This window comes from Leclercia sp. 29361, assembly GCF_011290365.1.
Lineage (GTDB): Bacteria > Pseudomonadota > Gammaproteobacteria > Enterobacterales > Enterobacteriaceae > Enterobacter > Enterobacter tamurae.
Genome location: NZ_CP049786.1, coordinates 1,736,429 through 1,760,975, shown reverse-complemented (window position 1 = coordinate 1,760,975; position 24,547 = coordinate 1,736,429). Strand labels below are relative to the sequence as shown.

The 24,547-nt window shown below is 55.9% G+C and carries 31 protein-coding genes; 18 read left to right on the top strand and 13 right to left on the bottom strand.

The window, feature by feature from the left end; translation table 11 throughout:
• Positions 1–18 precede the first annotated feature (18 nt).
• On the top strand, positions 19–414 hold the full coding sequence (locus G7090_RS08275; RefSeq protein ID WP_166182092.1) for a lysozyme inhibitor LprI family protein: 396 nt from the start codon (positions 19–21) through the stop codon (positions 412–414).
• Here G7090_RS08275 and rutR read toward each other — a convergent pair.
• Positions 411–1,049 (bottom strand): HTH-type transcriptional regulator RutR, encoded by a 639-nt coding sequence (gene rutR / locus G7090_RS08270; RefSeq protein WP_106992670.1) that lies wholly within the window; start codon positions 1,047–1,049, stop codon positions 411–413. The two genes, G7090_RS08275 and rutR, sit on opposite strands and share 4 nt — an antisense overlap.
• A 290-nt stretch (positions 1,050–1,339) precedes the next feature.
• Between rutR and rutA the strand changes: the two genes are divergently transcribed.
• Genes rutA through rutG form a run of 7 tightly spaced genes read left to right on the top strand, consistent with a single transcriptional unit; the run spans position 1,340 to position 6,778 of the window.
• A complete protein-coding gene (gene rutA, locus G7090_RS08265; protein WP_166182091.1) occupies positions 1,340–2,431 on the top strand; it encodes a pyrimidine utilization protein A in 1,092 nt (363 codons plus the stop codon).
• Entirely contained in the window at positions 2,431–3,123 is a 693-nt protein-coding gene (rutB, locus tag G7090_RS08260; RefSeq protein ID WP_106992668.1) for a pyrimidine utilization protein B, read from the top strand. Before rutA ends, rutB begins: the two co-directional genes overlap by 1 nt.
• Before the next feature lie 11 nt (positions 3,124–3,134).
• Positions 3,135–3,521 (top strand): pyrimidine utilization protein C, encoded by a 387-nt coding sequence (gene rutC, locus G7090_RS08255; RefSeq protein ID WP_106992667.1) that lies wholly within the window; start codon positions 3,135–3,137, stop codon positions 3,519–3,521.
• 7 nt (positions 3,522–3,528) lie between these two features.
• Positions 3,529–4,341: a pyrimidine utilization protein D gene (gene rutD / locus G7090_RS08250; RefSeq protein ID WP_166182090.1), complete on the top strand. Its 813-nt coding sequence runs from the start codon at positions 3,529–3,531 to the stop codon at positions 4,339–4,341.
• The gene (locus tag G7090_RS08245) at positions 4,338–4,928 is read left to right on the top strand and encodes a malonic semialdehyde reductase (RefSeq protein WP_166182089.1); all 591 of its coding nucleotides are present in this window, start codon (positions 4,338–4,340) and stop codon (positions 4,926–4,928) included. Before rutD ends, G7090_RS08245 begins: the two co-directional genes overlap by 4 nt.
• Before the next feature lie 9 nt (positions 4,929–4,937).
• Positions 4,938–5,429: an NADH-dependent FMN reductase RutF gene (rutF, locus tag G7090_RS08240; protein WP_106992665.1), complete on the top strand. Its 492-nt coding sequence runs from the start codon at positions 4,938–4,940 to the stop codon at positions 5,427–5,429.
• A gap of 20 nt (positions 5,430–5,449) precedes the next feature.
• Positions 5,450–6,778, top strand: a complete 1,329-nt coding sequence (gene rutG, locus G7090_RS08235; RefSeq protein ID WP_166182088.1) for a pyrimidine utilization transport protein G — start codon at positions 5,450–5,452, stop codon at positions 6,776–6,778.
• Here the strand turns inward: rutG and G7090_RS08230 are convergent.
• Together G7090_RS08230 and G7090_RS08225 are read right to left on the bottom strand one after the other, a co-directional pair.
• The gene (locus G7090_RS08230) at positions 6,766–7,689 is read right to left on the bottom strand and encodes a DMT family transporter (RefSeq protein ID WP_166182087.1); all 924 of its coding nucleotides are present in this window, start codon (positions 7,687–7,689) and stop codon (positions 6,766–6,768) included. The genes rutG and G7090_RS08230 overlap by 13 nt on opposite strands.
• Positions 7,690–7,830: 141 nt before the next feature.
• Entirely contained in the window at positions 7,831–8,007 is a 177-nt protein-coding gene (locus tag G7090_RS08225; RefSeq protein ID WP_032617468.1) for a general stress protein, read from the bottom strand.
• 394 nt (positions 8,008–8,401) lie between these two features.
• Here G7090_RS08225 and wrbA point away from each other — a divergent pair, with 394 nt between their 5' ends.
• Together wrbA and G7090_RS08215 are read left to right on the top strand one after the other, a co-directional pair.
• Complete coding sequence (wrbA, locus tag G7090_RS08220) at positions 8,402–8,998, top strand: NAD(P)H:quinone oxidoreductase (RefSeq protein WP_166182086.1); 597 nt, start codon at positions 8,402–8,404, stop codon at positions 8,996–8,998.
• 20 nt (positions 8,999–9,018) lie between these two features.
• A complete protein-coding gene (locus G7090_RS08215; RefSeq protein WP_106992661.1) occupies positions 9,019–9,246 on the top strand; it encodes a YccJ family protein in 228 nt (75 codons plus the stop codon).
• Positions 9,247–9,283: 37 nt separating this feature from the next.
• Here the strand turns inward: G7090_RS08215 and agp are convergent, their stop codons facing one another.
• Positions 9,284–10,525: a bifunctional glucose-1-phosphatase/inositol phosphatase gene (gene agp, locus G7090_RS08210; protein WP_166182085.1), complete on the bottom strand. Its 1,242-nt coding sequence runs from the start codon at positions 10,523–10,525 to the stop codon at positions 9,284–9,286.
• Positions 10,526–10,673: 148 nt separating this feature from the next.
• Here agp and G7090_RS08205 point away from each other — a divergent pair, with 148 nt between their 5' ends.
• Positions 10,674–11,126: a helix-turn-helix domain-containing protein gene (locus G7090_RS08205; protein WP_166182084.1), complete on the top strand. Its 453-nt coding sequence runs from the start codon at positions 10,674–10,676 to the stop codon at positions 11,124–11,126.
• Between the two features lie 46 nt (positions 11,127–11,172).
• Here G7090_RS08205 and G7090_RS08200 read toward each other — a convergent pair whose 3' ends face one another.
• The 6 genes from G7090_RS08200 to G7090_RS08175 all read right to left on the bottom strand — a co-directional run bounded on the left by G7090_RS08200 (position 11,173) and on the right by G7090_RS08175 (position 16,078).
• The gene (locus G7090_RS08200) at positions 11,173–13,101 is read right to left on the bottom strand and encodes a bifunctional diguanylate cyclase/phosphodiesterase (protein WP_166182083.1); all 1,929 of its coding nucleotides are present in this window, start codon (positions 13,099–13,101) and stop codon (positions 11,173–11,175) included.
• Between the two features lie 17 nt (positions 13,102–13,118).
• Positions 13,119–13,613: a molybdopterin-dependent oxidoreductase gene (locus G7090_RS08195; protein WP_106992658.1), complete on the bottom strand. Its 495-nt coding sequence runs from the start codon at positions 13,611–13,613 to the stop codon at positions 13,119–13,121.
• Positions 13,614–14,126: 513 nt separating this feature from the next.
• Positions 14,127–14,630 (bottom strand): type VI secretion system tube protein TssD, encoded by a 504-nt coding sequence (locus G7090_RS08190; RefSeq protein WP_106992657.1) that lies wholly within the window; start codon positions 14,628–14,630, stop codon positions 14,127–14,129.
• Positions 14,631–14,700: 70 nt separating this feature from the next.
• Positions 14,701–15,090, bottom strand: coding sequence for a putative T6SS immunity periplasmic lipoprotein (locus tag G7090_RS08185; protein ID WP_166182082.1), 390 nt, complete (start codon positions 15,088–15,090; stop codon positions 14,701–14,703).
• Between the two features lie 41 nt (positions 15,091–15,131).
• The gene (locus G7090_RS08180) at positions 15,132–15,521 is read right to left on the bottom strand and encodes a putative T6SS immunity periplasmic lipoprotein (protein WP_166182081.1); all 390 of its coding nucleotides are present in this window, start codon (positions 15,519–15,521) and stop codon (positions 15,132–15,134) included.
• Positions 15,518–16,078, bottom strand: coding sequence for a type IV secretion protein Rhs (locus tag G7090_RS08175; protein ID WP_166182080.1), 561 nt, complete (start codon positions 16,076–16,078; stop codon positions 15,518–15,520). Before G7090_RS08175 ends, G7090_RS08180 begins: the two co-directional genes overlap by 4 nt.
• A gap of 260 nt (positions 16,079–16,338) precedes the next feature.
• Between G7090_RS08175 and G7090_RS08170 the strand changes: the two genes are divergently transcribed.
• A complete protein-coding gene (locus G7090_RS08170; protein ID WP_166182079.1) occupies positions 16,339–16,890 on the top strand; it encodes a GNAT family N-acetyltransferase in 552 nt (183 codons plus the stop codon).
• On the opposite strand, the gene G7090_RS08165 is transcribed toward G7090_RS08170, so the two are convergent.
• Both G7090_RS08165 and G7090_RS08160 read right to left on the bottom strand, forming a co-directional pair.
• A complete protein-coding gene (locus G7090_RS08165) occupies positions 16,885–17,274 on the bottom strand; it encodes a tautomerase family protein (protein ID WP_166182078.1) in 390 nt (129 codons plus the stop codon). The two genes, G7090_RS08170 and G7090_RS08165, sit on opposite strands and share 6 nt — an antisense overlap.
• A 5-nt stretch (positions 17,275–17,279) precedes the next feature.
• A complete protein-coding gene (locus tag G7090_RS08160) occupies positions 17,280–17,582 on the bottom strand; it encodes a carboxymuconolactone decarboxylase family protein (RefSeq protein ID WP_166182077.1) in 303 nt (100 codons plus the stop codon).
• 100 nt (positions 17,583–17,682) lie between these two features.
• Here G7090_RS08160 and G7090_RS08155 point away from each other — a divergent pair, with 100 nt between their 5' ends.
• Both G7090_RS08155 and leuA read left to right on the top strand, forming a co-directional pair.
• Positions 17,683–18,555, top strand: coding sequence for a LysR substrate-binding domain-containing protein (locus tag G7090_RS08155; protein ID WP_166182076.1), 873 nt, complete (start codon positions 17,683–17,685; stop codon positions 18,553–18,555).
• Positions 18,556–18,650: 95 nt separating this feature from the next.
• Entirely contained in the window at positions 18,651–20,327 is a 1,677-nt protein-coding gene (leuA, locus tag G7090_RS08150; RefSeq protein WP_166182075.1) for a 2-isopropylmalate synthase, read from the top strand.
• Here leuA and G7090_RS08145 read toward each other — a convergent pair.
• Complete coding sequence (locus G7090_RS08145; RefSeq protein WP_166182074.1) at positions 20,279–21,073, bottom strand: helix-turn-helix domain-containing protein; 795 nt, start codon at positions 21,071–21,073, stop codon at positions 20,279–20,281. The two genes, leuA and G7090_RS08145, sit on opposite strands and share 49 nt — an antisense overlap.
• A 327-nt stretch (positions 21,074–21,400) precedes the next feature.
• Between G7090_RS08145 and G7090_RS08140 the strand changes: the two genes are divergently transcribed.
• The 4 genes from G7090_RS08140 (at position 21,401) to G7090_RS08125 (ending at position 24,532) form a co-directional block, all read left to right on the top strand.
• The gene (locus tag G7090_RS08140) at positions 21,401–22,285 is read left to right on the top strand and encodes an SDR family oxidoreductase (protein ID WP_166182073.1); all 885 of its coding nucleotides are present in this window, start codon (positions 21,401–21,403) and stop codon (positions 22,283–22,285) included.
• 429 nt (positions 22,286–22,714) lie between these two features.
• Complete coding sequence (locus G7090_RS08135; protein WP_166182072.1) at positions 22,715–23,701, top strand: hypothetical protein; 987 nt, start codon at positions 22,715–22,717, stop codon at positions 23,699–23,701.
• 217 nt (positions 23,702–23,918) lie between these two features.
• On the top strand, positions 23,919–24,149 hold the full coding sequence (locus G7090_RS08130; protein ID WP_166182071.1) for a hypothetical protein: 231 nt from the start codon (positions 23,919–23,921) through the stop codon (positions 24,147–24,149).
• Between the two features lie 146 nt (positions 24,150–24,295).
• The gene (locus G7090_RS08125; RefSeq protein WP_106992650.1) at positions 24,296–24,532 is read left to right on the top strand and encodes a DUF1272 domain-containing protein; all 237 of its coding nucleotides are present in this window, start codon (positions 24,296–24,298) and stop codon (positions 24,530–24,532) included.
• Positions 24,533–24,547 lie beyond the last annotated feature (15 nt).

Below are 24,547 nucleotides of genomic sequence, written 5' to 3'. Positions count from 1 at the left end.
TTTTATACGGAGGGAGTCATGAAACGAGCTTTGATCGCAGGTGCCGCGTTACTGCTGAGCACCAGCGCCCTGGCGGATGAGTGCGCCAACGCCAGCACCCAACTGGACCTGAATACCTGCACCGCGCAGCAATACCAGGCGGCGGATAAAACCCTGAACCAGACTTACCAGGCTGTGATGAAGCGCGCCGCCGCACCCCAGCGCGATCTATTGAAAAAGGCGCAACAGGCGTGGATCGCTCTGCGCGATGCCGACTGCGCCGTTATCGGCTCGGGCACCGCTGGCGGCTCCGTCCAGCCAATGATCGTCAACCAGTGCATGACGGAAAAAACCAGCGAGCGCGAAGCCTTTCTGGCCTCGCTGATGCAGTGCGAAGAGGGCGATTTAAGCTGCCCTCTCCCACCCGCCAGTTAACGCACCCGAACCCCTTCGATAATCATCCGCTGCACGTTATCTACCGTGCTGTGGAAGAAGTCGTCATCCTTGAGCGACTTGCCGGTCACCGCCTCTACCTGCGCGGAAAAGTCGGCGTAGTGCTGGGTGGCGGCCCAGATCATAAAGATCAGATGATGCGGGTCCACCGGCGCCAGTTTGCCGGTGGCAACCCATCCGGCAATGATCGCTGACTTCTCATCCACCAGCGATTTCATATCCCCGCTCAGCACCGTTTTCAGCAGCGGTGCCCCCTGCAGCATCTCCAGACAGAACAGCCTTGACGCCTGAGGATAATCCCGGGAGACCTCCAGCTTGAGGCGGATATACTGCTGGATCGCCACCAGCGGGGTGAGCTCCTCACGAAACGCCTTCAATGGTGCCAGCCAGATATCAAGGATCTGTTGCAGGACGGAAACGTACAGCGCCTCTTTCGACGGGAAGTAGTAGAGCAGATTGGTTTTTGACACCCCCGCCAGCTCGGCCACCTGCTCCAGCCGCGTGCCGTGAATGCCAAACTGCGAGAAGGTCTCCAGCGCCGCCGAGAGGATCGCCTGTTTTTTCGCGCTCACCGCCTGCGAACGTTTACCGGTTGTTTTCACTGCGCCTTGTGCCATGGGCTCACTCCTTGTTGATCTGCTCCCAGCATAGCAAAAACCCTGGTGTTACCACGACAATCTGCACCGCCACCGCGCACGACTGCCTGCTTTGTGTGCAACTATTTTGACCAGACAGTCCACTTTCGCCGCCTGCATTTCATCAACCAATCATTAACACGTTAATAACATTAGCAATTTCAAACCTGGCATCGCCTTTGCAAAACAGGCTTACGCGGCTGAACAGGAGATGCAGGATGCAGCGCCACGTCTGACTTTCACCCCCACGTTGTGATGAAGAGAGGTTCGTGATGAAAATTGGCGTATTCGTTCCCATTGGCAATAACGGCTGGTTGATCTCCACCCACGCACCGCAGTACCTGCCGACCTTCGAGCTGAACAAGGCCATCGTGCAAAAAGCGGAGCACTATCACTTCGACTTTGCCCTGTCGATGATCAAGCTGCGCGGCTTCGGCGGTAAAACCGAATTCTGGGATCACAACCTGGAGTCCTTCACCCTGATGGCAGGGCTGGCGGCGATCACCTCGCGGATCCAGATCTACGCGACCGCCGCCACCCTTACCCTGCCTCCGGCCATCGTGGCGCGAATGGCCTCGACCATCGACACCATCTCCGGCGGCCGCTTTGGCGTTAACCTGGTCACCGGCTGGCAGAAGCCGGAGTACGAGCAGATGGGCCTCTGGCCGGGGGATGAGTATTTCTCGAAGCGCTACGACTATCTCACCGAGTATGTCCAGGTCCTGCGGGATCTGTGGGGCACCGGCAAGAGCGATTTCAAAGGCGAGTTCTTCACCATGAACGACTGCCGCGTCAGCCCGCAGCCCTCGGTGCCGATGAAGGTGATCTGCGCCGGACAGAGCGATGCGGGGATGGAGTTCTCGGCGAAATATGCCGACTTCAACTTCTGCTTCGGTAAAGGGGTTAACACCCCGGCGGCCTTTGCACCAACCGCGGCCCGGATGAAAGAGGCAGCAGAGAAAACCGGGCGCGATGTCGGCTCCTACGTGCTGTTTATGGTTATCGCCGATGAAACCGACGAGGCGGCGCGGGCTAAATGGGAACACTACAAAGCCGGGGCCGACGAGGAAGCCCTGAGCTGGCTCAGCGAGCAGAGTCAGAAAGACACCCGCTCCGGGGCGGATACCAACGTGCGGCAGATGGCCGACCCGACCTCGGCGGTGAATATCAATATGGGCACCCTGGTGGGATCCTATGCCAGCGTGGCGCGGATGCTCGATGAGGTCGCCAGCGTGCCGGGTGCCGAGGGCGTGCTGCTGACCTTCGATGATTTCCTGACCGGGATTGAAACCTTCGGCGAGCGCATTCAGCCTCTGATGCAGTGCCGGTCTCATATTCCTACGTTAACGAAGGAGGTGGCGTAATGACAACATTACCCGCACGCCCTGAAGCCATCACCTTCGACCCGCAGCACAGCGCCCTGATCGTGGTGGATATGCAGAACGCCTACGCCAGCCCCGGGGGCTATCTCGATCTGGCCGGGTTTGACGTCTCCGCCACCCGGCCGGTGATTGAGAACATTAAAACCGCCGTCGCCGCCGCGCGCGCCGCCGGGATCCAGATTATCTGGTTCCAGAACGGCTGGGATGAACAGTATGTAGAGGCGGGCGGCCCCGGCTCGCCCAACTTCCATAAATCAAATGCGCTGAAAACCATGCGCCAGCGCCCGGAACTGCAGGGCAAGCTGCTGGCGAAAGGCGGCTGGGATTACCAGCTGGTGAACGAGCTGGTGCCGGAGCCGGGGGATATCGTGCTGCCGAAACCGCGCTACAGCGGCTTCTTTAATACCCCGCTGGACAGCCTGCTGCGCAGCCGCGGCATTCGCCATCTGATCTTTACCGGCATCGCTACTAACGTCTGCGTGGAATCGACCCTGCGCGACGGCTTCTTCCTCGAGTATTTCGGCGTGGTGCTGGAAGACGCCACGCATCAGGCCGGGCCGGCGTTTGCCCAGCAGGCCGCGCTGTTTAACATCGAAACCTTTTTTGGCTGGGTCAGCGACGTCGCCACCTTCTGCGATGCCCTTTCACCCGCCGCTTATGCCCGTATCGCCTGAGGAACTCAATAATGCCGAAATCTGTGATTATTCCCCCGGGCACCAGCACCCCGATTGCCCCTTTCGTCCCTGGCACCCTGGCGGACGGGGTGGTCTACGTCTCGGGCACCCTGCCGTTCGACGCCCACAACAACGTGGTGTTTCCCGATGACCCAAAGGCGCAAACCCGTCACGTGCTACAGACCATCCAGCGCGTTATCGAAACGGCGGGCGGGACGATGGCGGACGTGACCTTCAACAGCATCTTTATTACCGACTGGAAAAACTACGCCGCGATTAACGAGATCTACGCCGAGTTTTTCCCCGGCGATAAACCGGCGCGGTTCTGCATTCAGTGCGGGCTGGTGAAACCCGAGGCGCTGGTGGAGATCGCCACCATCGCCCACATTGGCCGGTGAGGTTGCCATGAATCTTTCCCTTTCTCCCCCACCCTTTGACGGCGCACCGGTGGTGGTGCTGATCGCCGGGCTGGGGGGCAGCGGCAGCTACTGGCTGCCCCAGCTGGCTGACCTGGAGCTGGAGTATCAGGTGGTCTGCTATGACCAGCGCGGCACCGGCAATAACCCCGGCGAACTGCCGGAGACCTACAGCCTGGCGCAGATGGCCGTTGAGCTGTGGCAGGCGCTGGAGACCGCCGGGATAACGCGCTTTTGCGTGGTGGGCCATGCGCTGGGGGCGCTGATCGGCCTGCAGCTGGCGGTAGATCGTCCCGCGGCCATCCGGGCGCTGGTATGCGTCAACGGCTGGCTGACGCTGCATCCCCATACCCGGCGCTGTTTCCAGGTGCGCGAGCGGCTGCTGCATGCCGGTGGCGCCCAGGCGTGGGTGGAGGCTCAGCCGCTGTTTCTCTATCCCGCCGACTGGATGGCCGCCCGTCAGCCGCGCATGGAGGCCGAAGAGGCCCTGGCGCTGGTCCATTTCCAGGGCAAAACCACCCTGCTGCGCAGGCTGAATGCCCTGAAGCGGGCCGACTTCAGTCGTCAGACAACGCATATTCGCTGCCCGGTGCAGATTATCTGTTCCGCCGACGATCTGCTGGTGCCTGCCGTCTGTTCATCCCAGCTGCACGCCGCCCTGCCCGACAGCGTCATCACGGTGATGCCCCGGGGCGGCCACGCTTGCAACGTCACCGAGCCGGAGGTTTTCAACGCCCTGCTGCAAAACGGGCTCGCCAGCCTGCTGCACCGCCACGAACGTTTATCGAAGGAGCTGCCATGAGTGAAGCCATCACCCCGACCGCCCAGCACGCGCTGTTTACCGACGCGCGCACCCATAACGGCTGGCTGGATCGCCCGGTCAGCGACGAGACGCTGCGCGAAATTTACGATCTCATGAAGTGGGGCCCGACCTCCGCCAACTGCTCCCCGGCGCGGATGGTGTTTATCCGCACCCCGGAAGGCAAAGAGAAGCTGCGCCCGGCGCTTTCCAGCGGCAACCTGCAAAAGACCCTCACCGCCCCGGTGACGGCCATCGTCGCCTGGGACAGCCAGTTTTACGACCGTCTGCCGGAACTGTTTCCCCACGGCGATGCACGGAGCTGGTTCACCGCCAGCCCACAGCTCGCGGAGGAGACCGCCTTTCGCAACAGCACGATGCAGGCCGCGTATCTGATTGTTGCCTGTCGGGCACTGGGGCTCGATACCGGGCCACTGTCCGGCTTCGACCGGGAGAAGGTCGATGCAGCCTTCTTCACCGGCAGCAACCTGAGAAGCAATCTGCTGATCAACATTGGCTACGGCGACACCAGCAAGCTGTACGGCCGACTGCCGCGCCTGAGTTTTGACGACGCCTGCGGGCTGCTATAAGGAGCGAACATGAACCTTGATAAACAAGACTTCCGGGATGCGATGGCCTGTCTGGGAGCGGCGGTAAACATCATCACCACCGACGGCCCGGCCGGCGAGGCGGGCTTTACCGCCAGCGCGGTGTGCAGCGTCACCGATTCGCCGCCGACATTGCTGGTGTGCCTCAATCGCGGGGCCTCGGTGTGGCCGGTGTTTAACGACAACCGCACCCTGTGCGTTAACACCCTCAGCGCCGGGCAGGAGTCGCTGTCGAATCTGTTCGGGGGTAAAACCCCGATGGCCGATCGCTTTGCCGCCGCCCAGTGGCAGACCGGGGCCACCGGCTGTCCACGCCTGGCGGACGCGCTGGCCTCGTTCGACTGCCGGATTAGCCAGGTGGTGAGCGTGGGCACCCACGACATTCTGTTTTGCGAGATCGTTGCAATTACCCGCCACCCGGTGCCGCAGGGCCTGGTGTGGTTTGACCGCGGCTACCACGCCCTGATGCGACCCGCCTGTTAATCCTCCTTAAGGAGCAGCTGATGGCACTATTCGGTTTTCCTCACTGGCAGTTGAAATCGACCTCAGATGAACGCGGCGTGGTCGCGCCGGATGAACGTCTCCCGCTGGCGCAAACCGCGGTGATGGGGGTGCAGCACGCGGTGGCGATGTTTGGTGCCACGGTGCTGATGCCCATTCTGATGGGGCTGGATCCCAACCTGTCGATACTGATGTCGGGCATCGGCACCCTGCTGTTCTTCTTCATTACCGGCGGACGGGTGCCAAGCTATCTCGGCTCCAGCGCGGCCTTTGTCGGGGTGGTGATTGCCGCGACGGGCTTTAGCGGTCAGGGGATCAACCCGCAGCTGAGCGTCGCCCTGGGCGGGATCATCGCCTGCGGGGCGATCTACACGGTGATTGGCCTGGTGGTGATGAAACTGGGTACCCGCTGGATCGAACGGCTGATGCCACCTGTGGTTACCGGGGCGGTGGTGATGGCGATTGGCCTGAACCTGGCCCCCATCGCCGTGAAAGGCGTTTCCGGGTCGGCATTTGACAGCTGGATGGCGGTGGTGACGGTGCTGTGCATCGGCCTGGTAGCGGTATTTACCCGGGGGATGATCCAGCGGCTGCTGATCCTGGTCGGGTTGATCCTCGCCTGCCTGATCTACGCCCTGCTGACCAGCGTTTTCGGGCTCGGCAAACCGGTCGATTTTGCCCTCGTCCAGCAGGCGGCGTGGTTCGGCCTGCCGCAGCTCACCTCGCCGACCTTTAACGGCCAGGCGATGATGCTGATCGCCCCGGTGGCGGTGATCCTCGTGGCGGAAAACCTCGGCCACCTGAAGGCGGTGGCCGGGATGACCGGGCGTAATATGGACCCGTATATGGGGCGGGCCTTTGTCGGTGACGGGCTGGCGACCATGCTCTCCGGCTCGGTGGGCGGCAGCGGCGTGACCACCTATGCCGAGAATATCGGCGTGATGGCGGTGACCAAAGTCTACTCGACGCTGGTGTTCGTGGCGGCGGCAGTCATCGCTATCCTGCTTGGCTTTTCACCTAAATTTGGCGCGCTGATCCACACCATTCCGGCGGCGGTGATTGGCGGAGCGTCGATTGTGGTGTTTGGCCTGATTGCGGTGGCCGGGGCGCGGATCTGGGTGCAGAACCGGGTCGATCTCAGTCAGAACGGCAACCTGATTATGGTCGCCGTGACCCTGGTGCTGGGCGCCGGTGATTTCGCCCTCTCCCTCGGGGGCTTTACCCTCGGCGGGATCGGCACCGCCACCTTTGGCGCGATTGCGCTCAACGCCCTGCTCAGCCGCCGGATGGCGGGGGTAGCTCAGGGCGATGTCGTGACTCAGGAGCCTTGATCCAGCGTGGCGCTGTCGGCCTCCGCCAGCGCCTTTTTCTTTCTTTTCAGCTTCAGCTCGCTCACCAGCACGCCGGCAATGATAAAGGCCGCCCCCACCAGGGCGAGCAGCGGCAGGCGCTCGCCGGCCAGACGGCCAAAGATCCCCGCCCACACCGGCTCCCCGGTATAGATCACCGTCGCCCGGGTCGGGGAGACGCTGCGCTGGGCCCAGTTCATCGTCACCTGAATGATGGCGCTAAAAATCCCCAGCCCAAGGGCGACAATCACCAGCCCGGATGAGATCGGCGGGACGGACTCCCCGGCCGGGATCATAGCCAGAAACGCCACCAGCGAGGCGGTCGCCAGCTGCACGACGGTGACGCGCTTAACGTCCACCTTCCCGGCCCAGGCGCTGATCAAGATAATCTCCGCGGCAATCGCCACCGCGCCCACCAGGGTGATTATCTCCCCCTTGCCGAGTGCCAGCAGGTTATCGTCGGGCCCCGCCAGCAGGATCAGGCCGATAAAGGCCAGCACGATGCCGATGCAGGACATCACGCCCGGCATCCGGCGCAGGCAGAGCCACTGTAACAGCGGCACCAGCGGGACATACATGGCGGTGATAAACGCCGACTTACTGCTGGGAATGGTTTGTAATCCCCAGGTTTGCAGGCTGTAGCCCATCGCAATAGAGACGCCGATTGCCAGACCGGCTTTCAGCTCGGTCATGGTCAGCCCAGGCAGGGTTTTCAACGAGATGATCGCTACCGCGATCGCCGCCGTGGCGAAACGCAGGCCGACAAAAAAGAAAGGATCGCTGAGCGTGACCGCGTACTGCACGGCAAGAAATGTCCCACCCCAAAACATGGTGATAAGGATCAGGATCGCTTCCTGCGGTTTGATCGAAAAGGCATAACGGGAGGAGGACATGGGACACCAGCCAAAAGAGTTAATCCGCTAGTGTGAAAGGAATTTGATAACACTTCAATAACAGGCATAAAAAAACCGCCGGGGAGCCCGGCGGCGGGGGATGCCTGTGGTCATGAGACCCATACTTCAGTTGGCTACAACTTAACTGCTCTTGTTGCCGCCATGGCTATTTTTGCCCCCTTTTTTGCCAGCTTCGGATGCGCGTTGAGGATCATTCTTGAAGTTCCCCCCGCTTTGCTGGCCACCTTTACGTCCTGCTTCTGATGCTCTTTCACGGTCTTCTGCAAAATTACCTGACCCACCACGATGGTTTGCCATGTCGGACCTCCAGAGTTATAAAACATAAGACTTAATACTGCATTCAGTGAAAGCGCATTCTTTCACCTGGCGACGCTAAAAAAGTCTCTTTATCTGCGCCACGTGAACCTAAGCTTAGTGGAGTATGCGCATTCATCCAGCTAACCGTAATATTCTGCAATATGAAATCAGCCTTTCGTATGACGCTCGCCGAAACGGAACCATAAGCCTTTCTTATCATTCCAGAAATCCTCAATAGCGAAAATGTGTCATTTTGCTACGAAGGAGGAGGTGCCCGGTTTTATGTTGCAAATCAAATAAATGGCGTCCAGATTTGCAGTCTCGCTGTCACGTCATATCTTTAAAAGAGGGCAGCATGCCGCTGCCTTAAAAATCATGCGAGGAGTGAAGCGAAATGACGAGAATTCTGGTGCTCTACTATTCCATGTACGGACACATCGAAACCATGGCTCATGCAGTGGCGGACGGCGCCAGGAAAGTCGAGGGGGTTGAGGTGGTGATTAAACGCGTACCGGAAACCATGCCGGCAGACGCCTTTGCCAAAGCCGGGGGAAAAGCGCAGGATGCCCCTGAGGCATCACCCCAGGAGCTGGGCGATTATGACGCCATCATTTTTGGCACCCCAACGCGCTTCGGCAACATGGCCGGACAGATGCGCACCTTCCTCGACCAGACGGGCGGGCTGTGGGTGAAGAATGCCTTACACGGCAAGATCGCCAGCGTGTTCAGCTCCACCGGCACCGGTGGCGGTCAGGAACAGACCATCACCTCAACCTGGACCACCCTCGCCCATCACGGTATGGTAATTGTGCCGATCGGCTACGGAACACCGGAGCTGTTTGATATTTCTCAAACGCGCGGCGGCACGCCTTATGGGGCGACGACGATTGCCGGTGGCGACGGCTCGCGCCAGCCGTCGGAAGCGGAACTGAACATTGCCCGCTATCAGGGTGAATACGTTGCCGGTCTGGCTGCTAAACTGAAGGGTTAACTCTCAACTGGAGGATCGCTATGCCTACTCAAGAAGCTAAAGCACATCGCGTCGGTGAATTCGCGCGTTTACGTAATACGTCACCGGAGATCGCCGAGGCGATTTTTGAAGTCGCGAAATATGACGAAATACTGGCCGAGAAAATCTGGGAAGAAGGCAGCGATGAAGTGCTGGTGATCGCCTTCGACAAAACCGACAAAGACTCGCTGTTCTGGGGCGAGCAGACCATTGAGCGCAAAAACGTCTGATTGTTTCCCCCTCTCCCCGGTGGGGAGAGGGTTACACTTACTTCGCCGCCGTGTTCAACACCGTATTAAATGTCTCTACCGGACAGAATCCATCCGCATCCACCGGACAGCCGTTCAGCTCCAGCGTGACGCGCTGCGCAGGCGCTTTTAAGCTCAGCACCTGGGCATTACGCAGCTGCTCCGTACTCTGATAAACATACTCAATTTTCATCAAATCACGGTTGCCGGTCTTGTCGTGCCAGCGCTGGAAGACGATCTTGCCACCAATCGGCGTGCGTTCGTACTGCCCGGGCAGCTGATAGGGTTTGAAGTCGAGGGCTTTCAGCAGCGAGGCGATGTTGGAGTCATGCCCCACCAGCAGCGTGACCTTCGGCGCTTTCGCCTGGTCGGTGACCAGCGCGTTGTCGATGTACTTGACCAGCGGTTTTGCCACATTGCGCGCCACCTCCGCCGAGGTGAACAGCGAATCCTGATAACCATTTTTCAGCTGGGACAGCACCCGCCACTGCTGGTCGGTTTTGATCTCGCCCCACGCCACCTGATCCAGCGGGAAGCCTTCGTAATATTGCAGGGTGAACGCATCCACCAGCGAGTTACCCACCTTCAGCGGGCCGGAGACGCCTGGCTCTTTCTGGTATTCAGCGCTGTAAGTGTCTTTCGCCTCGGTCAGGGAGCAGACCTGTTTCTCTTTGCAGGATGGTGAATCTTTATAGTCGGTCATCTGCTCCAGAAGTTTATAGCTTTCCTCAAGCTTCATCCCCTGACGCTCGGCGTTCATCGCCTGCAGGGCTTTCTCGCGAAATTCCGGGGAGTTATCGGTGATCACCGGGTTAAAGGTGGGGTCCATGGTGCCCATCTGTTCCTGATGGTGCACCGGCACATCGCAGCCCGGGAAGGCCCCGGTGATAAAGAACTGCGCGGTTGCCACCGTGCGCTGCAGGCTGTTGGCATAGGCATAGACGCTGTTTGCCGTCGGGCACTCCCCGGCGGTCACCACGCCCTCCTCCGCCAGCCACTCACGCATGTAGTGGCCCATGTAGACCTCCAGCACCCCGCCTTTGGTGGTGAGCTGCCCGCCCGGCACATCCCACTCCGGCCATTTTTCCGGGGTCGACTGCTCCAGCACGCTGCCGTTATTGGCCAGCGGCGCGCGCAGGTTATGACGGCTCATAATCAGCACCTGTTCCAGCTGATACCCTTCCGGTGCGGTTTGCGCCTGGACGCCGCCAGACAAGCCGATGCTGCCCGCCACGGCGACAGCGATTAGTGCTTTTCTCATCCCTAATTCCTCACTCTGTTTTATCGTCGTAAACAGTGTGACAGATTTGTGACGGATTACCTGGAGCCCACCCGCAAAGTGACGGCTTACTTTGTACGCCGGGCCAGAATGGTTTTATAATAAAACTCACTACTGATAAGGAGCCGCCGTGAAACGTACCCGCCTGGAAGAGAGTCCCTGCCCTGTTGCCCGCTCGCTGGATATTATCGGCGACTGGTGGTCACTGCTGATTGTGCGCGATGCCCTGAGCGGAGTGACGCGATTTGGCGAGTTTCAAAAGAGCCTCGGGATTGCGAAAAATATGCTGGCAACCCGGCTGAAACTGCTGGTGGACGAAGGGATCCTCGTGCTGCAGCCCGCCTCTGACGGGAGTGCGTGGCAGGAGTATGTTCTGACGGAAAAGGGCCGCGCCCTGCAAACCGTGCTGGTGGCGCTCTCCCAGTGGGGGAATGCGCATCTGTTTGCGGAAGGGGATGTCGGGACGGTGCTGGTGGATGCTCGCGATCGTAAGCCGCTGCAGAAGCTGGCGATGGTGGCGAGTGACGGGCGGGAGCTGGGGCCGGAAGAGGTTGTGCCGAAGTATCCGCTGGCCGAGGGATGACAGGGCATCGCCCCGTTCACTTTACAGCGTGAAGCAGATTCGCGATTTAACCGTTTCTGATTTTCCCATCGATACCCGGCTGAGGCTTGCCAAACAGATAGCCTTGCGCGAGATCGCAGCCCAGCGCCTGTAGGTTTTCCAGCTGTTCCTGGGTTTCAACACCCTCTGCAACCGTCTTCATATTCAGGGACTTCGCCATACCCGTGATGAGTTTGATTATCGTCAGGGCATCTTCCTGGGTTGAGATCGAATGCACAAAGGACTTGTCGATTTTGATTTTATCGAAGGCAAGCTTGCTCAGCCGGGAAAGAGAAGAGTATCCGGTACCAAAATCATCGATGGAGATTCTCACGCCTAATGCCCGGAGTTTGTTAAGCGTATTTACCGGCGTACTGCTCCCGGCAAAGAGAGAAGACTCCGTCACTTCCAGTTCAAGACGGTCGGCCTGAAGGCCGGTCTCTTTAAGGATGGACAACACTATCCCGGCAAAGGCTTTGCTGCTTAGCTGAACAGGAGAGACATTCACTGAAATTTTTGCCGGAACCGCCCAGGACGCCGCTTCCCTGCAGGCCATTTCCAGCACAGATTTACCCATCTCATTAATCATGCCTGTTTTTTCAGCCACCGGAATAAAGCTATCCGGCGACAGAAGCCCCTTCAGAGGATGCACCCAACGAATAAGGGCTTCATAGCTGTAAATATCCTGGGTGAACGAATCGACGATCGGCTGATAATAGACCACAAACTCTTTATTCACTAACGCCATGGCCATATCGTGTTCAAGGGTTCGGCTTTCCAGCAGCTTTTGTAGCATGCGTTGGCGGAAGACTTTTATCTGACCGGAGCCCTCTTTTTTAGCTTCATACAGGGCCAGATCGGCAAATTTATACAGATAGTCGGCGCGGCGTTCAGTCTCTGAAATAACGATACCGACACAGGTGGCGATATTCACAATCGTATTATCAATCGTGTAGGGCTGGTTGATAGCCTCACATATTTTTTGGGCCCGCAAGACAGCGCTGCTCTCGGTCAGGCCAGACGAAAGACAGGCAAACTCATCTCCACCTAAGCGATAAAGCGTTTCTGAAATCAGACCTATTGACGTCAGACGGTCGGATATCTGGCGTAACAGCATATCGCCGGCATCATGACCCCAGGTATCATTAATCTCTTTAAACCGATCTAAATCAAATAACATCACCGTCACAGCTTTATTATTTCTTTCAGCAATCTCGATGACTTTTTTTAGATTATCCCAGAAAAACTGGCGGTTATTCATCCCGGTAAGGGAGTCGTGATAGACATCATATTCCAGCTGCGCATTCTGGATTTGCAGTTTCTCTTTTGATGTCTGGAGCTCTTCTGCAAGGCTCTTTACCTGAAGGTGCGCCTGCAGGATATTTCTGTTCTGATAGAATATCAGCGTACCTAATATGGCACTCAGTATAATCAGCAGAACAGAGGTCGTTGAATAAATATAATACAGCGTTTGAATTTTGAGGTTAGCACTGTTAATCGAGGTAACATCCTTATCCAATGCACTGGATGAAAGATGGCTTAATGGCGCATCAAGCGTGTGCATTGTTTTCAGGTATGTTTCGAGTTCTGAACGGGTCATTTTTTCAAGATGAACATCCAGATATTTAAGTGTCTTTTCGAGGTGGAGAGCCAGTTCCTGATGCGCTTTATTGCTCTCAATATAGCGCCCTAAATCACCTTCTTTCGTTAAATCACTCTGGCTGAGCATAATGTCGAGACGCAGGCGGACATCATCGATCGACAGCGTGTCATCGATAGTGTAAAGCCCCAGCACGGATTCAAATCGGTAATATTCTGATACCAGCTGCGCAGCAGACCATGAATCGGTGTAGTGGGTCAGTTTTTGTAACTCTTGTTGCCTTTCATGCACCAGGAAAGAGATATATCCGGTGGAGATAAAGAGGAAAAAAATGATGCCCGCCAGTATCCTGTTCATGATGCTCTCCTGAACGCCTATTCAATCGTCATTTTGCTGACCTGCCATGCAGATCTTGAATAGTAAATCTGATTGTTCAGTTCAGGTATGCTGTCATAAGGATACACGATGAATAATGGGCCTTTATCACGGATACGCATATATTCTCCGTTGATTTTCAAGGCCAGGATAACGTTGTATTTTTTGAAATCATTGAGAGGGATAATGGTGGTGTAGTCATTAAGCGCGGTGACCTTAACGACAGTCCCCTTCGCCCCGACATAATCCATCAGCTTTTGCACGGGAACACCCGTAAAGGTAGGGCGCCCATCGTACCAGGGAGAAGTGGTCTGGAAACTGACCATGCCCAGTTTCTCAAGGCTGGCGATATCAAAAACGGCTTTTCCGTCTTCATTTGTATTTTGTATATTACCGGACATCGTTAAAAGTACTTTACCGGCAGGTTTGGAAAGCTCACCAGCCCAGGCCTGGGTGGATATCACAAAGCTTAACAACAAGACAATTAACCGCATTCTAGCCTCACCTTTCCGTCATATGTACAGAAGTATAATTTAGTTATAATGCTATTAATATATGTCACCAGGGCATTATGGATTCAATAAATTCCATTAAAAATTTAATACATTAAAATCAATGAGTTAGCAACTCTGGCGTTTCCTGGACTGGATTAAGGAAGGTCTGAATTGTTATTTGGGGCAGGTTAAACCCTATTCTGCTTGTACAAAAAACAAGCCAGCAGGTTATTCGATACCAATAAACACACACAAATACAGAGGTTTAATTTGTTCGTGCAGCCCCAGGATAGGGTTGTTTCTACGGTTGGTAGGATCGTTGAATACTGCCATCTATTTTTGATGTCTGCCCCCTCCTCCGCCTAATCACCGCAAGATATCTGACGCGGATCCGTGCATACAGCTCGCATCTTCCTGCGCTGGACCCGCGGCTGCACTTTCGCTTCACCAGTTCCGGGTGCATTTCTGCACCAGACGCTCAATTAATCAGTCCAGTGCAGAGATGAATGCGATTCATTGATTGGTCTGTTGCTGTTGTGGTGCAGGCTTAGACCATGCGTCGGTATATTTAATCACCCCATCCAGGTAATACCATTCGATACTGTTATAGCGCAATCCTATGGTTTCAATCATATTGTGGCTGTTGGATCCCGGTATATAGGTGTGATTGGCATTGACAGATACAATCACAACGCCTTCCATTGTGACCCGGTAGATTTCCCGCTCGATGCCTGCCTCGTTGGTTTCATAATATTTCATCTCGGCTTTTTTTAGCCGCCGACCTTCACAAATACAATTGGCGAGAAAGGGGGATAATTTATTCACCTGCTTATGGATAACATAGGGTGCGTGCTGCCGCGTTCCGCCCATTCGTCCGGTGTGCGGATCAACCGGCTGGCTGAGGCCGTAGCTGCTGCTCATCACCTCGACCGCGCCTTCGCGACCCAGTGCCAGGCTTCCACCGTTTAATAACATTCCGTTTTCATCATAAAGAAATAAATAGGCGGGTAATGACATGGTTAGTATCTCCTTTACTTTAAAAATAGCGCTTCCATTATTAGCGATGAAAGCGTAGCTGCATTGCTTATTACCAGGGAATAATGCTCATATATGGGCAATCAGTATATGCCCATAAATATATGACATGACCGGAACTGTCTATAATAAAAGTATCGTAATAATTCTTTTGATCCAGCATATAGCTTGCCCTATAGATAACTCCCCTTTCCAACGGAACCATGAAACAGCTCTCCGGATAAGAAAGATGAGTCGAACGGCCCCTTAATAATACTTTAGGTATCTTACCCATAACTGAAAAATCATAATTGCTGAGCACTCTCTTTTTATCAACACTGAAGCAGACGCGATCCCTGTCAATATAGACGCTCCTGTTTTTTGCATATTGTGGGCCTTTATTGACTTTACCAATACATCCAGTCAGTGTTATGACTAGCGCAAGTAATATGATTTTTTCCATCCTTGTTAAGTTCCTTAATTCCTTCATCGCGGGTGAATTAATCATAATGATTCAGCACTCGGATAAGGACATACTGCCTCTCCACCTAAATCTAAAACCTGGCCGTCATTATCAATAATGAAAGAGTAGTTATACCATTGTTTATTGATCATATATCTTGCACCATAGATCATTGCTTTTTCAAAATGCGCTGTGAAACAGGTATCTGGATAAGACAACTGAGTTGAATAGTTATAAAGCAATTTATTAGATACGTTGCTGTTGGGTCCAATCCTATAACTTTCGAGCACATCATCTTTATCTAAAGTGAAACAAATGCGATCCCCGTCAATATGAATTGCTCGCCATGAACCATATTGCGCACCTTCATATCCCTTGCGTGGGCATCCCGTCAACAGAATCACCGACATAATTAATACAGGAATTTTCATCCGGGAAAACTCCCTAACACCTTTTCATATTTCTGCATCAATGTCAGAACTGGTTCCGACGGATCATAATCCCTGTAATCATAAAGCCCTTCGTTCCCCAGGAAACCATAGTGCTTTAATAACCAGTAATCGCTCACGAGAGAGGCTTGCTGCTCCAGACCGTAATCACCTAAAGTTGCCTTATCCAGGCTGTAGGTGTAATCCGCTGCCCATGAAAACGCGCCGCGCATACGCACCCACATTCCACGCTGATGCTGCCAGACGTGCATCATTTCATGCAGGAAAAGATGTTGGGCAATCTGGGGTTCTCCTTTTTCAGGCATAGAAAAATCATGCTGATATTTTCCTGTCCTGAACCATATTTCACCATTGGGAGCCATTCCTCGGTCGGCATCCTGCAAATTGAAAGGGAAATAACTTTCACGGTGGATCCAGACCTTATGATAATGAATGCTGTAACCGTAAAGCGTACTGGCCAGATTAATCTCCCCCAGCCTTAACCTTCTTAATCCGCCCTCTTCAGTAGATGGCCATTTAACAGAATTTAGGTAGTACATCTCTCCGAGCCCCAGAGTATTATAGTGATGTAAAAACCCTATATCACCTGAACTTGTTCATCTGAGATATTCAATGCATTACGCTTAAACTCAGAAATAATTTAGAAATGCTTTTTACGATAGCAATAATTCATATCTGTAGTTATTTATTATTTTGCCATTCATCTTTTCCTTGCAAATAAAGTCCGTTCCCGGATGCGAAACAGGTTATTTTTTGCTGTACTCAATCAATCGTTATCCGCTTAACAAGGAAATAAGCCATGCCCACCCCACCGCTCGAAACCGAACGCTTACTGCTGAAACCTCTCACCCCCGAAGATGCCCCCCAGATCCAGCGCATCTTCCCCCGCTGGGAAATTGTCCGTTACCTGGTCGCCAGCGTCCCCTGGCCCTATCCCGATAACGGGGCGCAGCACTATGTTGAAAACGTGGCGTTGCCAGCAAGCAAAGAAGGTAAAGGTTGGTTCTGGACGCTACGCCGGAAAGCGGAGCCGCAGGAGGTCATCGGCGTTATTTGCCTGATGGATACGCCGGACAATAACCGCGGCTTCTGGCTGGTCCCGGAATATCAGGGTCAGGGATACATGACCGAAGCCTGCCAGGCGGTTACCCGCTTCTGGTTTACCGACCTGGATCGCGAGGTGTTGCGCGTCCCGAAAGCCGCCATTAATAGCCGGTCCAGAAGCTTATCCGAGCGCAGCGGCATGCGGTTAGTGCGTGTAGAGAAAGGGCAATACGTTGCCGGTGAGCTGGACACGGAGTTGTGGGAAATCACCCGAGAGGAGTGGCGGCGCATCGCTTCACAATTATAACCCCTCTTCCGACAGCAACTGCCCCTGGCTGAAGCTCCAGTCATCGGCGGTATTGAAGTGGATCATCACCATCACATCATTCGGGTGAATATCCAGCACCGCTTGCAGCCGTTTGCAGAGCAGGCGGCAGAAGTTTTGCTTCTGCTCACACGAGCGCGGCTTGCCCGCCAGAATATGAAACTGGATAAAGTTATCGCTGCGCCCTCTGCTTTTGTAGTGGGGATCAAACACGCGTAGCCTGGGCGGAAGCTCCTCAAAAATCTGAAAGCGATCCCCGGGCGGGACGGCAAACTCTGCCTCCAGGCTGTGCTGCAGAATGTCCGAGATCTGGGTTATCTGCGCATCGCTGTAACCTGGTCGCAGGGAGATACGGGTGAAAGGCATCGGCGTTACTCCTCGTCCAGGCAGCCAAGCGCTGACACCGCCGCAGGCCAGCCGGCGTAGAACGCCAGATGGGTGAAGGCTTCGGCGATCTCTTCTCTGCTCAGGCCGTTTTGCTGCGCGAAGTCGATATGCCAGGGCAGCTGCTGCACCCGCCCCAACGCCGTCAGGGCACCGAGAGTGATCAGGCTGCGATCGCGCCGGGAAAGCCCGTCACGTTGCCAGATATCATTGAACAGGAGCTCTCTGCTCAGCTCGGCCAACTTTGGCGCGACGCGGGACAGGGTTTCAGCCGTGAGTGATTTCGCCATGGTGTTCTCTCCGTATTGACAGTCAGGTGATTCTGGCGCGATATTTTCATCCTGAAAATCAAATAATCTGTGACCTACCATCCCCTATTTCAGGACGATAATGAACAAACTTCCCCCAACCCTCGACCTTGATGCTCTGCGCACTTTCGCTACCGGCATGGAGTGCGGCAGCTTTGCCCAGGCCGCCCTCCGCCTGTGCCGCTCCACCTCGGCGGTCAGCGCTCAGCTGAAAAAGCTGGAACAGCAGTGCGGAACGGAGCTGGTAATGAAGAGGGGTCGCGGCCTGACGCTGACCCGCGACGGCGAGATCGTTATGGGCTATGCCCGTCGGATGCTGGCCCTGAATGATGAGATGCAGAGCGTCATTAAAGGCGAACAGCTGCAGGAGGAGATCCGCATCGGCATGCAGGAGGATTTTGGCGAGTCGCTGATGCCAGGCATCCTGGGAGAGTTCAAACGCCATCATCCCGGGGTGCGGATCATCGCCCGGGTGGATCGCAACCGGCCCCTGCTGAATGCCTTCGATGATGACGCCCTCGATATGGTGCTGTTGTGGCAGGATTCGCACGCCCAGCGCCAGGGTCGGACGATCGGCCAGAGCCAGATGGCATGGATCCAGCCCCCGGACCTGGACATCAGCGCCCTGCTGGCCGGGGGCGAGCCCCTGCCGCTGGTGATGTTTGATCACCCTTGCCTGATGCGATCCCATGCCATCGACTGCCTGAACCGGGCGGGCATCCCCTGGCGGGTGGTGTTTGTCAGCCACAGCCTGAGCGGGATTTGGGCTGCGGTACAGGCGGGACTTGGCGTCACGCTGCGCACCCGTATCGGGATGCCGGGCAATCTGCGGGTGGCGGGAAAGGTTCTGCCCACGCCGGGAAGCCTGGGGATCACCCTGCAACATAAGGAGGGGACCAAAGCCCGGACATTGCTGGAGCAGCTGATGGCGGAGGCGCTGCTCAGGGTGACCTGATGTGGCGGATCCTCGCCACAGGTTGTCAGTTTTGCGCCAGTACCCTGCCCCCTTTTTCGCCAGGATAACAACACAACATCACCTGGAGAAAAACCATGCTGCCAAATCCCTCGCAGAAGTACGCCGCCTTTGCCCCGATTGCTTTACCCGACCGCCAGTGGCCGGACAAGATCCTGACCCAGGCCCCGCGCTGGCTCTCTACCGACCTGCGCGATGGCAACCAGGCCCTGGCCGAGCCGATGGATATCCCGCGCAAGCTGCGCTTCTGGGAGCAGTTGCTGAAGTGCGGATTTAAGGAGATCGAGGTCGCGTTCCCCTCCGCCTCAGAGACGGATTTTCAGTTTGTCCGTCAGTTGATTGAGGAGCAGCGCATCCCGGATGACGTTACCATTCAGGTGCTCACCCAGGCGCGCAGCGATCTGATTGAGCGCACCTTTGCCTCGCTGGAGGGGGCTAAACGCGCCACGGTGCATCTCTATAACGCCACCGCGCCGCTGTTCCGCCAGCTGGTTTTTCGCCAGAGCAAAGAAGAAATTATCCAGCTCGCCGTCAGCGCCACGCGCCAGATCCGCGCCCTGTGCGAAGCCAACCCGCAGACGCACTGGAACTACGAATATTCCCCGGAGACCTTCTGCTTTACCGAACCGGAATTTGCCCTGCAGATCTGTGAGGCGGTGGCGGATGTCTGGGAGCCCTCTTCCGCACGGCCGATGATCGTTAACCTTCCCGCCACGGTCGAGGTCAACACCCCCAACGTCTATGCCGATCAGATTGAGTACTTCTGCCGTCACTTCTCCCGCCGACGTGAGGTCTGCATCAGCGTGCATCCTCATAACGATCGCGGCAGCGGCGTCGCCAGCGCCGAGCTGGCCCTGCTTGCCGGAGCCGACCGGGTGGAGGGTTGTCTGTTTGGCAACGGGGAGCGCACCGGGAACGTCTGTCTGGTGACGCTGGCGATGAACCTCTATAGCCAGGGGGTTTCGCCCCAGCTCGATTTCAGCGACATGAAGCAGGTGGTGGAGCTGGTGGAGCAGTGCAACCAGCTGCCGGTGCATCCGCGCCATCCTTACGCCGGCAAGCTGGCATTTACCGCCTTCTCCGGCTCGCATCAGGACGCGATCAAGAAAGGTTTTCACGCCCGGGAACAGTCAGCCTCCCCGCAGTGGGAGATGCCCTATCTGCCGGTCGACCCGAACGATATCGGCTGCAGCTATGAGGCGGTGATCCGCGTCAACAGCCAGTCCGGCAAAAGCGGCGCGGCCTGGATGCTGGAGCAAAATCATGGTCTGGTACTGCCCCGGGCATTGCAGCAGGATTTCAGCCGCCACGTCCAGGCGCACACCGACCGGGAAGGGAGCGAGATGACGCTGAGTGCGTTGTGGCAGCTCTATCGCGAGCTGTATGGCCCGCATCAGCTCGCCCCGCGCCAGCTGCTGGACTACCGGACCGAAAGCCAGGCGGACGGTGGGCTGGCCCTGTGGGCCCGCGTGCAGACCGCCGACGGGATTGTGACCTTAGAGGGGAAAGGCAACGGGCTGCTCTCGGCCGCCGCGGGTGCGTTAAAGAGCTGCTTTAACCTGACGTTTGCGATCGAGGATTATCACGAGCATACGCTCGGCAGATGCAGCGAAAGCCGGTCCGCGGCCTATATCCGCTGCAGCTTTAAGCAGGGCGTAAGCCGCTGGGGAACCGGCATCGACAACGATGTTTCCCGGGCGTCGCTTCAGGCGCTGTTGAACGCGTTGCCGGAGAGCGACTCGGGCTGGAAGTAGTCGCTCGGGGCCACGCCCAGGGTGCGGCGGAACATGGCGCTGAAGGCGCTGTGACTCTCATAGCCGAGGTCCAGCGCTACCCGGAGCACGGACTGTCCCTGGGCGAGGCGGTTCAGTGCCTCCATCAGCCGCGCCCGGCGCAGCCATTCACTGAACGCCAGCCCGGTCTGCTGGCGAAAGTGCCGCAGCAGGGTACGCTCGCTGATGTTGAGCTGGCTGGCGGCCAGCGCCGTGGTCCAGCGGGTGCCCGGCTCGGCCTGAATCAGACGGCACAGTGCCAGCAACGCAGGTGCCTCGGGTTCGGGCAGATTGAACGGCAGCACGCTTATCCCGCGAATTTCATCGAGTATCAGCTCATAAATACGCTCCGCCCGGCTGCCCGCCGCATAGCGTTCCGGCAACTGCAGCGAGGCGATGATCAGCTCGCGCAGCAGGGTGGAAATCTGTACCACCTGGCAAACCGACGGTAAATCCGCCCTGGCAAAGGGATCGATAAACAGCGTCCGGGCCGCCACGTTGCCGGTGATCAGCAGGCGATGCTGCGTCCCGGCGGGCAGCCAGACACCCCGCCCCGGCGGCACAATCCAGAACCCCTGCACCGTCTCCACGCGCACCACCCCGCTGAGGGTATGCAGAAGCTGGGCACAGGTGTGGCTGTGCCAGGGCTCCGTTTCGCCATGAGTGTAATCATGGGCAAAGGGCACCAGCGGACGGGTGGCAAAGCTGAACTGCTGTTGGGTTGTCATAGGTTATTTATTTTTCATATTCTGCGAGATGATAAAATCTAAAAAACTTCCGCGGCGTCTCTGGCGGAAGAAATATCTTTGACGAAATCGCCACATAATTATCGTTCATCATAGGGATAACAATAAAACCCTCTTACTGAGTTATTACGCCCTGTCCAATCCTATCTTATCAGTGCCTTTGGCAGAAGCCGCTGTTTTTTGGGTATGACATAATAAGGAAAAAAGCAAAAATATATCCAAAAGAAGAATAGTCTGAATTATGCCTCCCGGAAATGTGTGTCACGTCACAGTGGCTATTATTTATATTCAATAACTAAGGAGGCCGGGATGACATCAGGAAACAACACTTCAAAACACTACCCATGTCCACCGTTTGTGGAGCAGCCACAACAAATGCCTGGACTGGCATCAGAAATGAAGCCAATCCCCGATCATGGCGAGACGAGTTATATCGGCTCAGGCAAACTTGCAGGTAAAAAAGCCCTTATTACTGGCGGCGACTCCGGAATTGGACGTGCAGTAGCGATCGCTTACGCCCGTGAAGGTGCCGATGTGGCCATTGGTTATTTGCCCGAAGAAGAGTCTGATGCTGCGGCCGTTATCGCGCTTATTCAGGCGGAAGGCCGTAAAGCTGTCGCCATCCCGGGTGATATTCGGGTGGAATCGTTTTGCGATACCCTGGTTGAACGGGCGGTGAGTGAACTGGGCGGCCTCGATATTCTGGTTAACAATGCCGGGAGACAGCAGTATTGCGAGTCCATTGAGGAGCTGACGACCGCGGCTTTCGACGCGACCTTCAAAACCAACGTCTATGCCCCCTTCTGGATTACGCGTGCCGCGCTGCGCCACCTCTCTGAAGGCGCGGCCATCATTAACACCTCCTCGGTTCAGGCCTTCAAACCCAGCGAAATCTTGCTGGATTATGCCCAGACCAAAGCCTGCAACGTGGCCTTCACCAAATCCCTTGCCAAACAGCTTGGCCCAAAAGGTATTCGGGTAAACGCGGTGGCTCCGGGCCCATACTGGACTCCACTGCAGTCCAGCGGCGGTCAGCCTCAGGAAAAAGTGCAACAGTTTGGTGCAGATACCCCGCTGGGCAGACCCGGTCAGCCAGTTGAGATCGCCCCCCTGTATGTTCTGCTGGCGTCTGACAGCAGCTCTTATGCCTCCGGTCAGGTCTGGTGCTCAGACGGTGGTACCGGCGTCGCCTAAGGGTTTATTAAATCTGGCGCGCCTGATGAAGAGTAAGGAATATTATAAAATCCGTTATCTTAAGCGGTAACGGATTTTTAATGAGCGCAGTACACTCCTGAAATATTATTGCAGGCGGAAAGCCTGTGCAGGAAATTTGTGTTTCAAGCGTCATCGCTGCCGTTGCGCTTATTTCTTTGAAGCAAAACGTGCCCGGAGCAAAATTATCAACTATCCTAAGATCATTGAATAGATGTCTATATTCACTTTTCAGCTGTTTTATTTTCTTTAACTTTTAGCGATCGCCTCGTTATAAGGTGTATAGATCGGTCCTGAAAGCGGTTCAATGTTGAAGATGGATAGGTTTCCTGTTTTTTCAATCAGTTCCTGGTACTGAACGCAAACAACAGACCTGCGTTCCGGCGTAAGATTATTTAAAGGACAACAGCTATGACTCACATTCACGATCATTCCACGGTTAACACGCAGTATCCTGATCCGCGTCTGCCTGAAACCGTCGCGAGCAGCACCACCAGTGCCGTATCATGGGGCGCCATCTTTGCGGGCGCGGCGGCAGCGGCATCCTTGTCGTTAATTCTGCTGATGCTGGGCGCCGGATTAGGCCTGACGTCCGTATCGCCCTGGGAAAATGACGGACTTGAAGCCGGTACGGTAGGTATTGCGGCGATAGGCTGGCTGACGTTCACACAAATCGTGGCGTCAGGTATGGGGGGCTATCTGGCCGGACGCCTGCGTACCAAATGGGTCGGTACCCATACCAATGAAGTTTACTTCCGCGATACCGCCCACGGGTTTTTAGCCTGGGCTGTTGCTGCCCTGGTCTCGGCAATGTTGTTAACCTCAACCGTGAGTTCCATTGTGGGTGGAAGTGCTAAAGTGGTGGGTTCCGTTGCAGGCGGCGCTGCCGCAGCGACGGTAGGTGGCGCAGCGGGTATGGCTAACGCCTCCTCTGAAGGTTCAGGTTCGCCAATGGACTACTTCGTTAATTCGATGTTCCGTCCAGGTACACCTGCTGCCGCACCAGCTACCCCAGCATCGCCAGATGCGCCAGCAGCAGCGCCCGCTGCCCCGGCACCTCAGCAGGATCTCACTCCAGCACAGTTGAATGAAGTTACCGGTATTTTCACCAACAGCATCACCACCGGTCAGTTACCGCCGGAAGATCGTCAGTATGTCGCGCAGCTGATTGCTCAACGTACGGGTATCAGCCAGCAAGAGGCTGAACAACGCGTACAAACCACCTATGACAAAGCTCAGGCTAAATTAAAAGAAACGAAAGAGAAAGCTCAGCAAGTGGCTGATACTGCACGTAAAACCACAAGCTACCTTATGCTCTGGACATTCATCTCTCTGCTGGCCGGTGCTTTCGTAGCCAGCCTGTGTGCGACCTTCGGTGGCCGTCAACGCGATCTTTAATACTTACTATTCCAGGAGGTTTATATGCGCTCATTACTGCTGTTCTTTTTAGGCGTCCCGATCCCAATCATTATCCTGATTGCGCTGTTCTGGCACTAACCGGTATCTGACAGGATACATTCAGACAAAACATAAATGCCCGAAAGGGCATTTATGTTTTTCTGCCATAACACTCAGTGATACAGTGGCTTGCAGACATATCAGAGGATTATCAGAAATGACGATTGTATTTGTTCCTGCCCTGATCGCCGTGCTGGTGGCTAAAGAACGCGAAATGGGACATGCGTTGACCCAGCAAGAGGTTGAATTGATACGCGACAGCGCCACGGCCATTGAGCTACCTGAAGAGATTGCTGAAGATATGGCCAAAGAGCGTGGCTACCCTGACATCGATCCGGAGAATGTCTGGAGCGAGTGGCTGGCGTACAAAGCAACGCGCTCGGCATAACAGTAAAATGATTTAACGTTTCTCCCTACCCGGCGGCCAACATCCTGAGCGTGGACGCTGATCTCAACCCTGCGACACAGCTATCGCAGGGTTACAGTCTCTCTGGCATAGTGAGGCAGACGCAACCTGCTGAAAGGAACGAAACTATGCTCGAACTTCGCCCGAACTGTGAATGGTGTGATCGTGACCTGCCCCCTGACGCTCAGGACGCCCGGATCTGCTCCTTTGAGTGCACCTTCTGCGCCGACTGCGTAGAAACCCATCTCAACCATCGCTGCCCCAACTGTCAGGGAGAACTGGTGCGCCGCCCGGTGCGCCCGGCCAATAAACTGATCAACTCGCCTGCCTCCACCGTGCGGGTGCATGCGCAAAAAAGTTCCTGACGCTCCCCGCTTTCT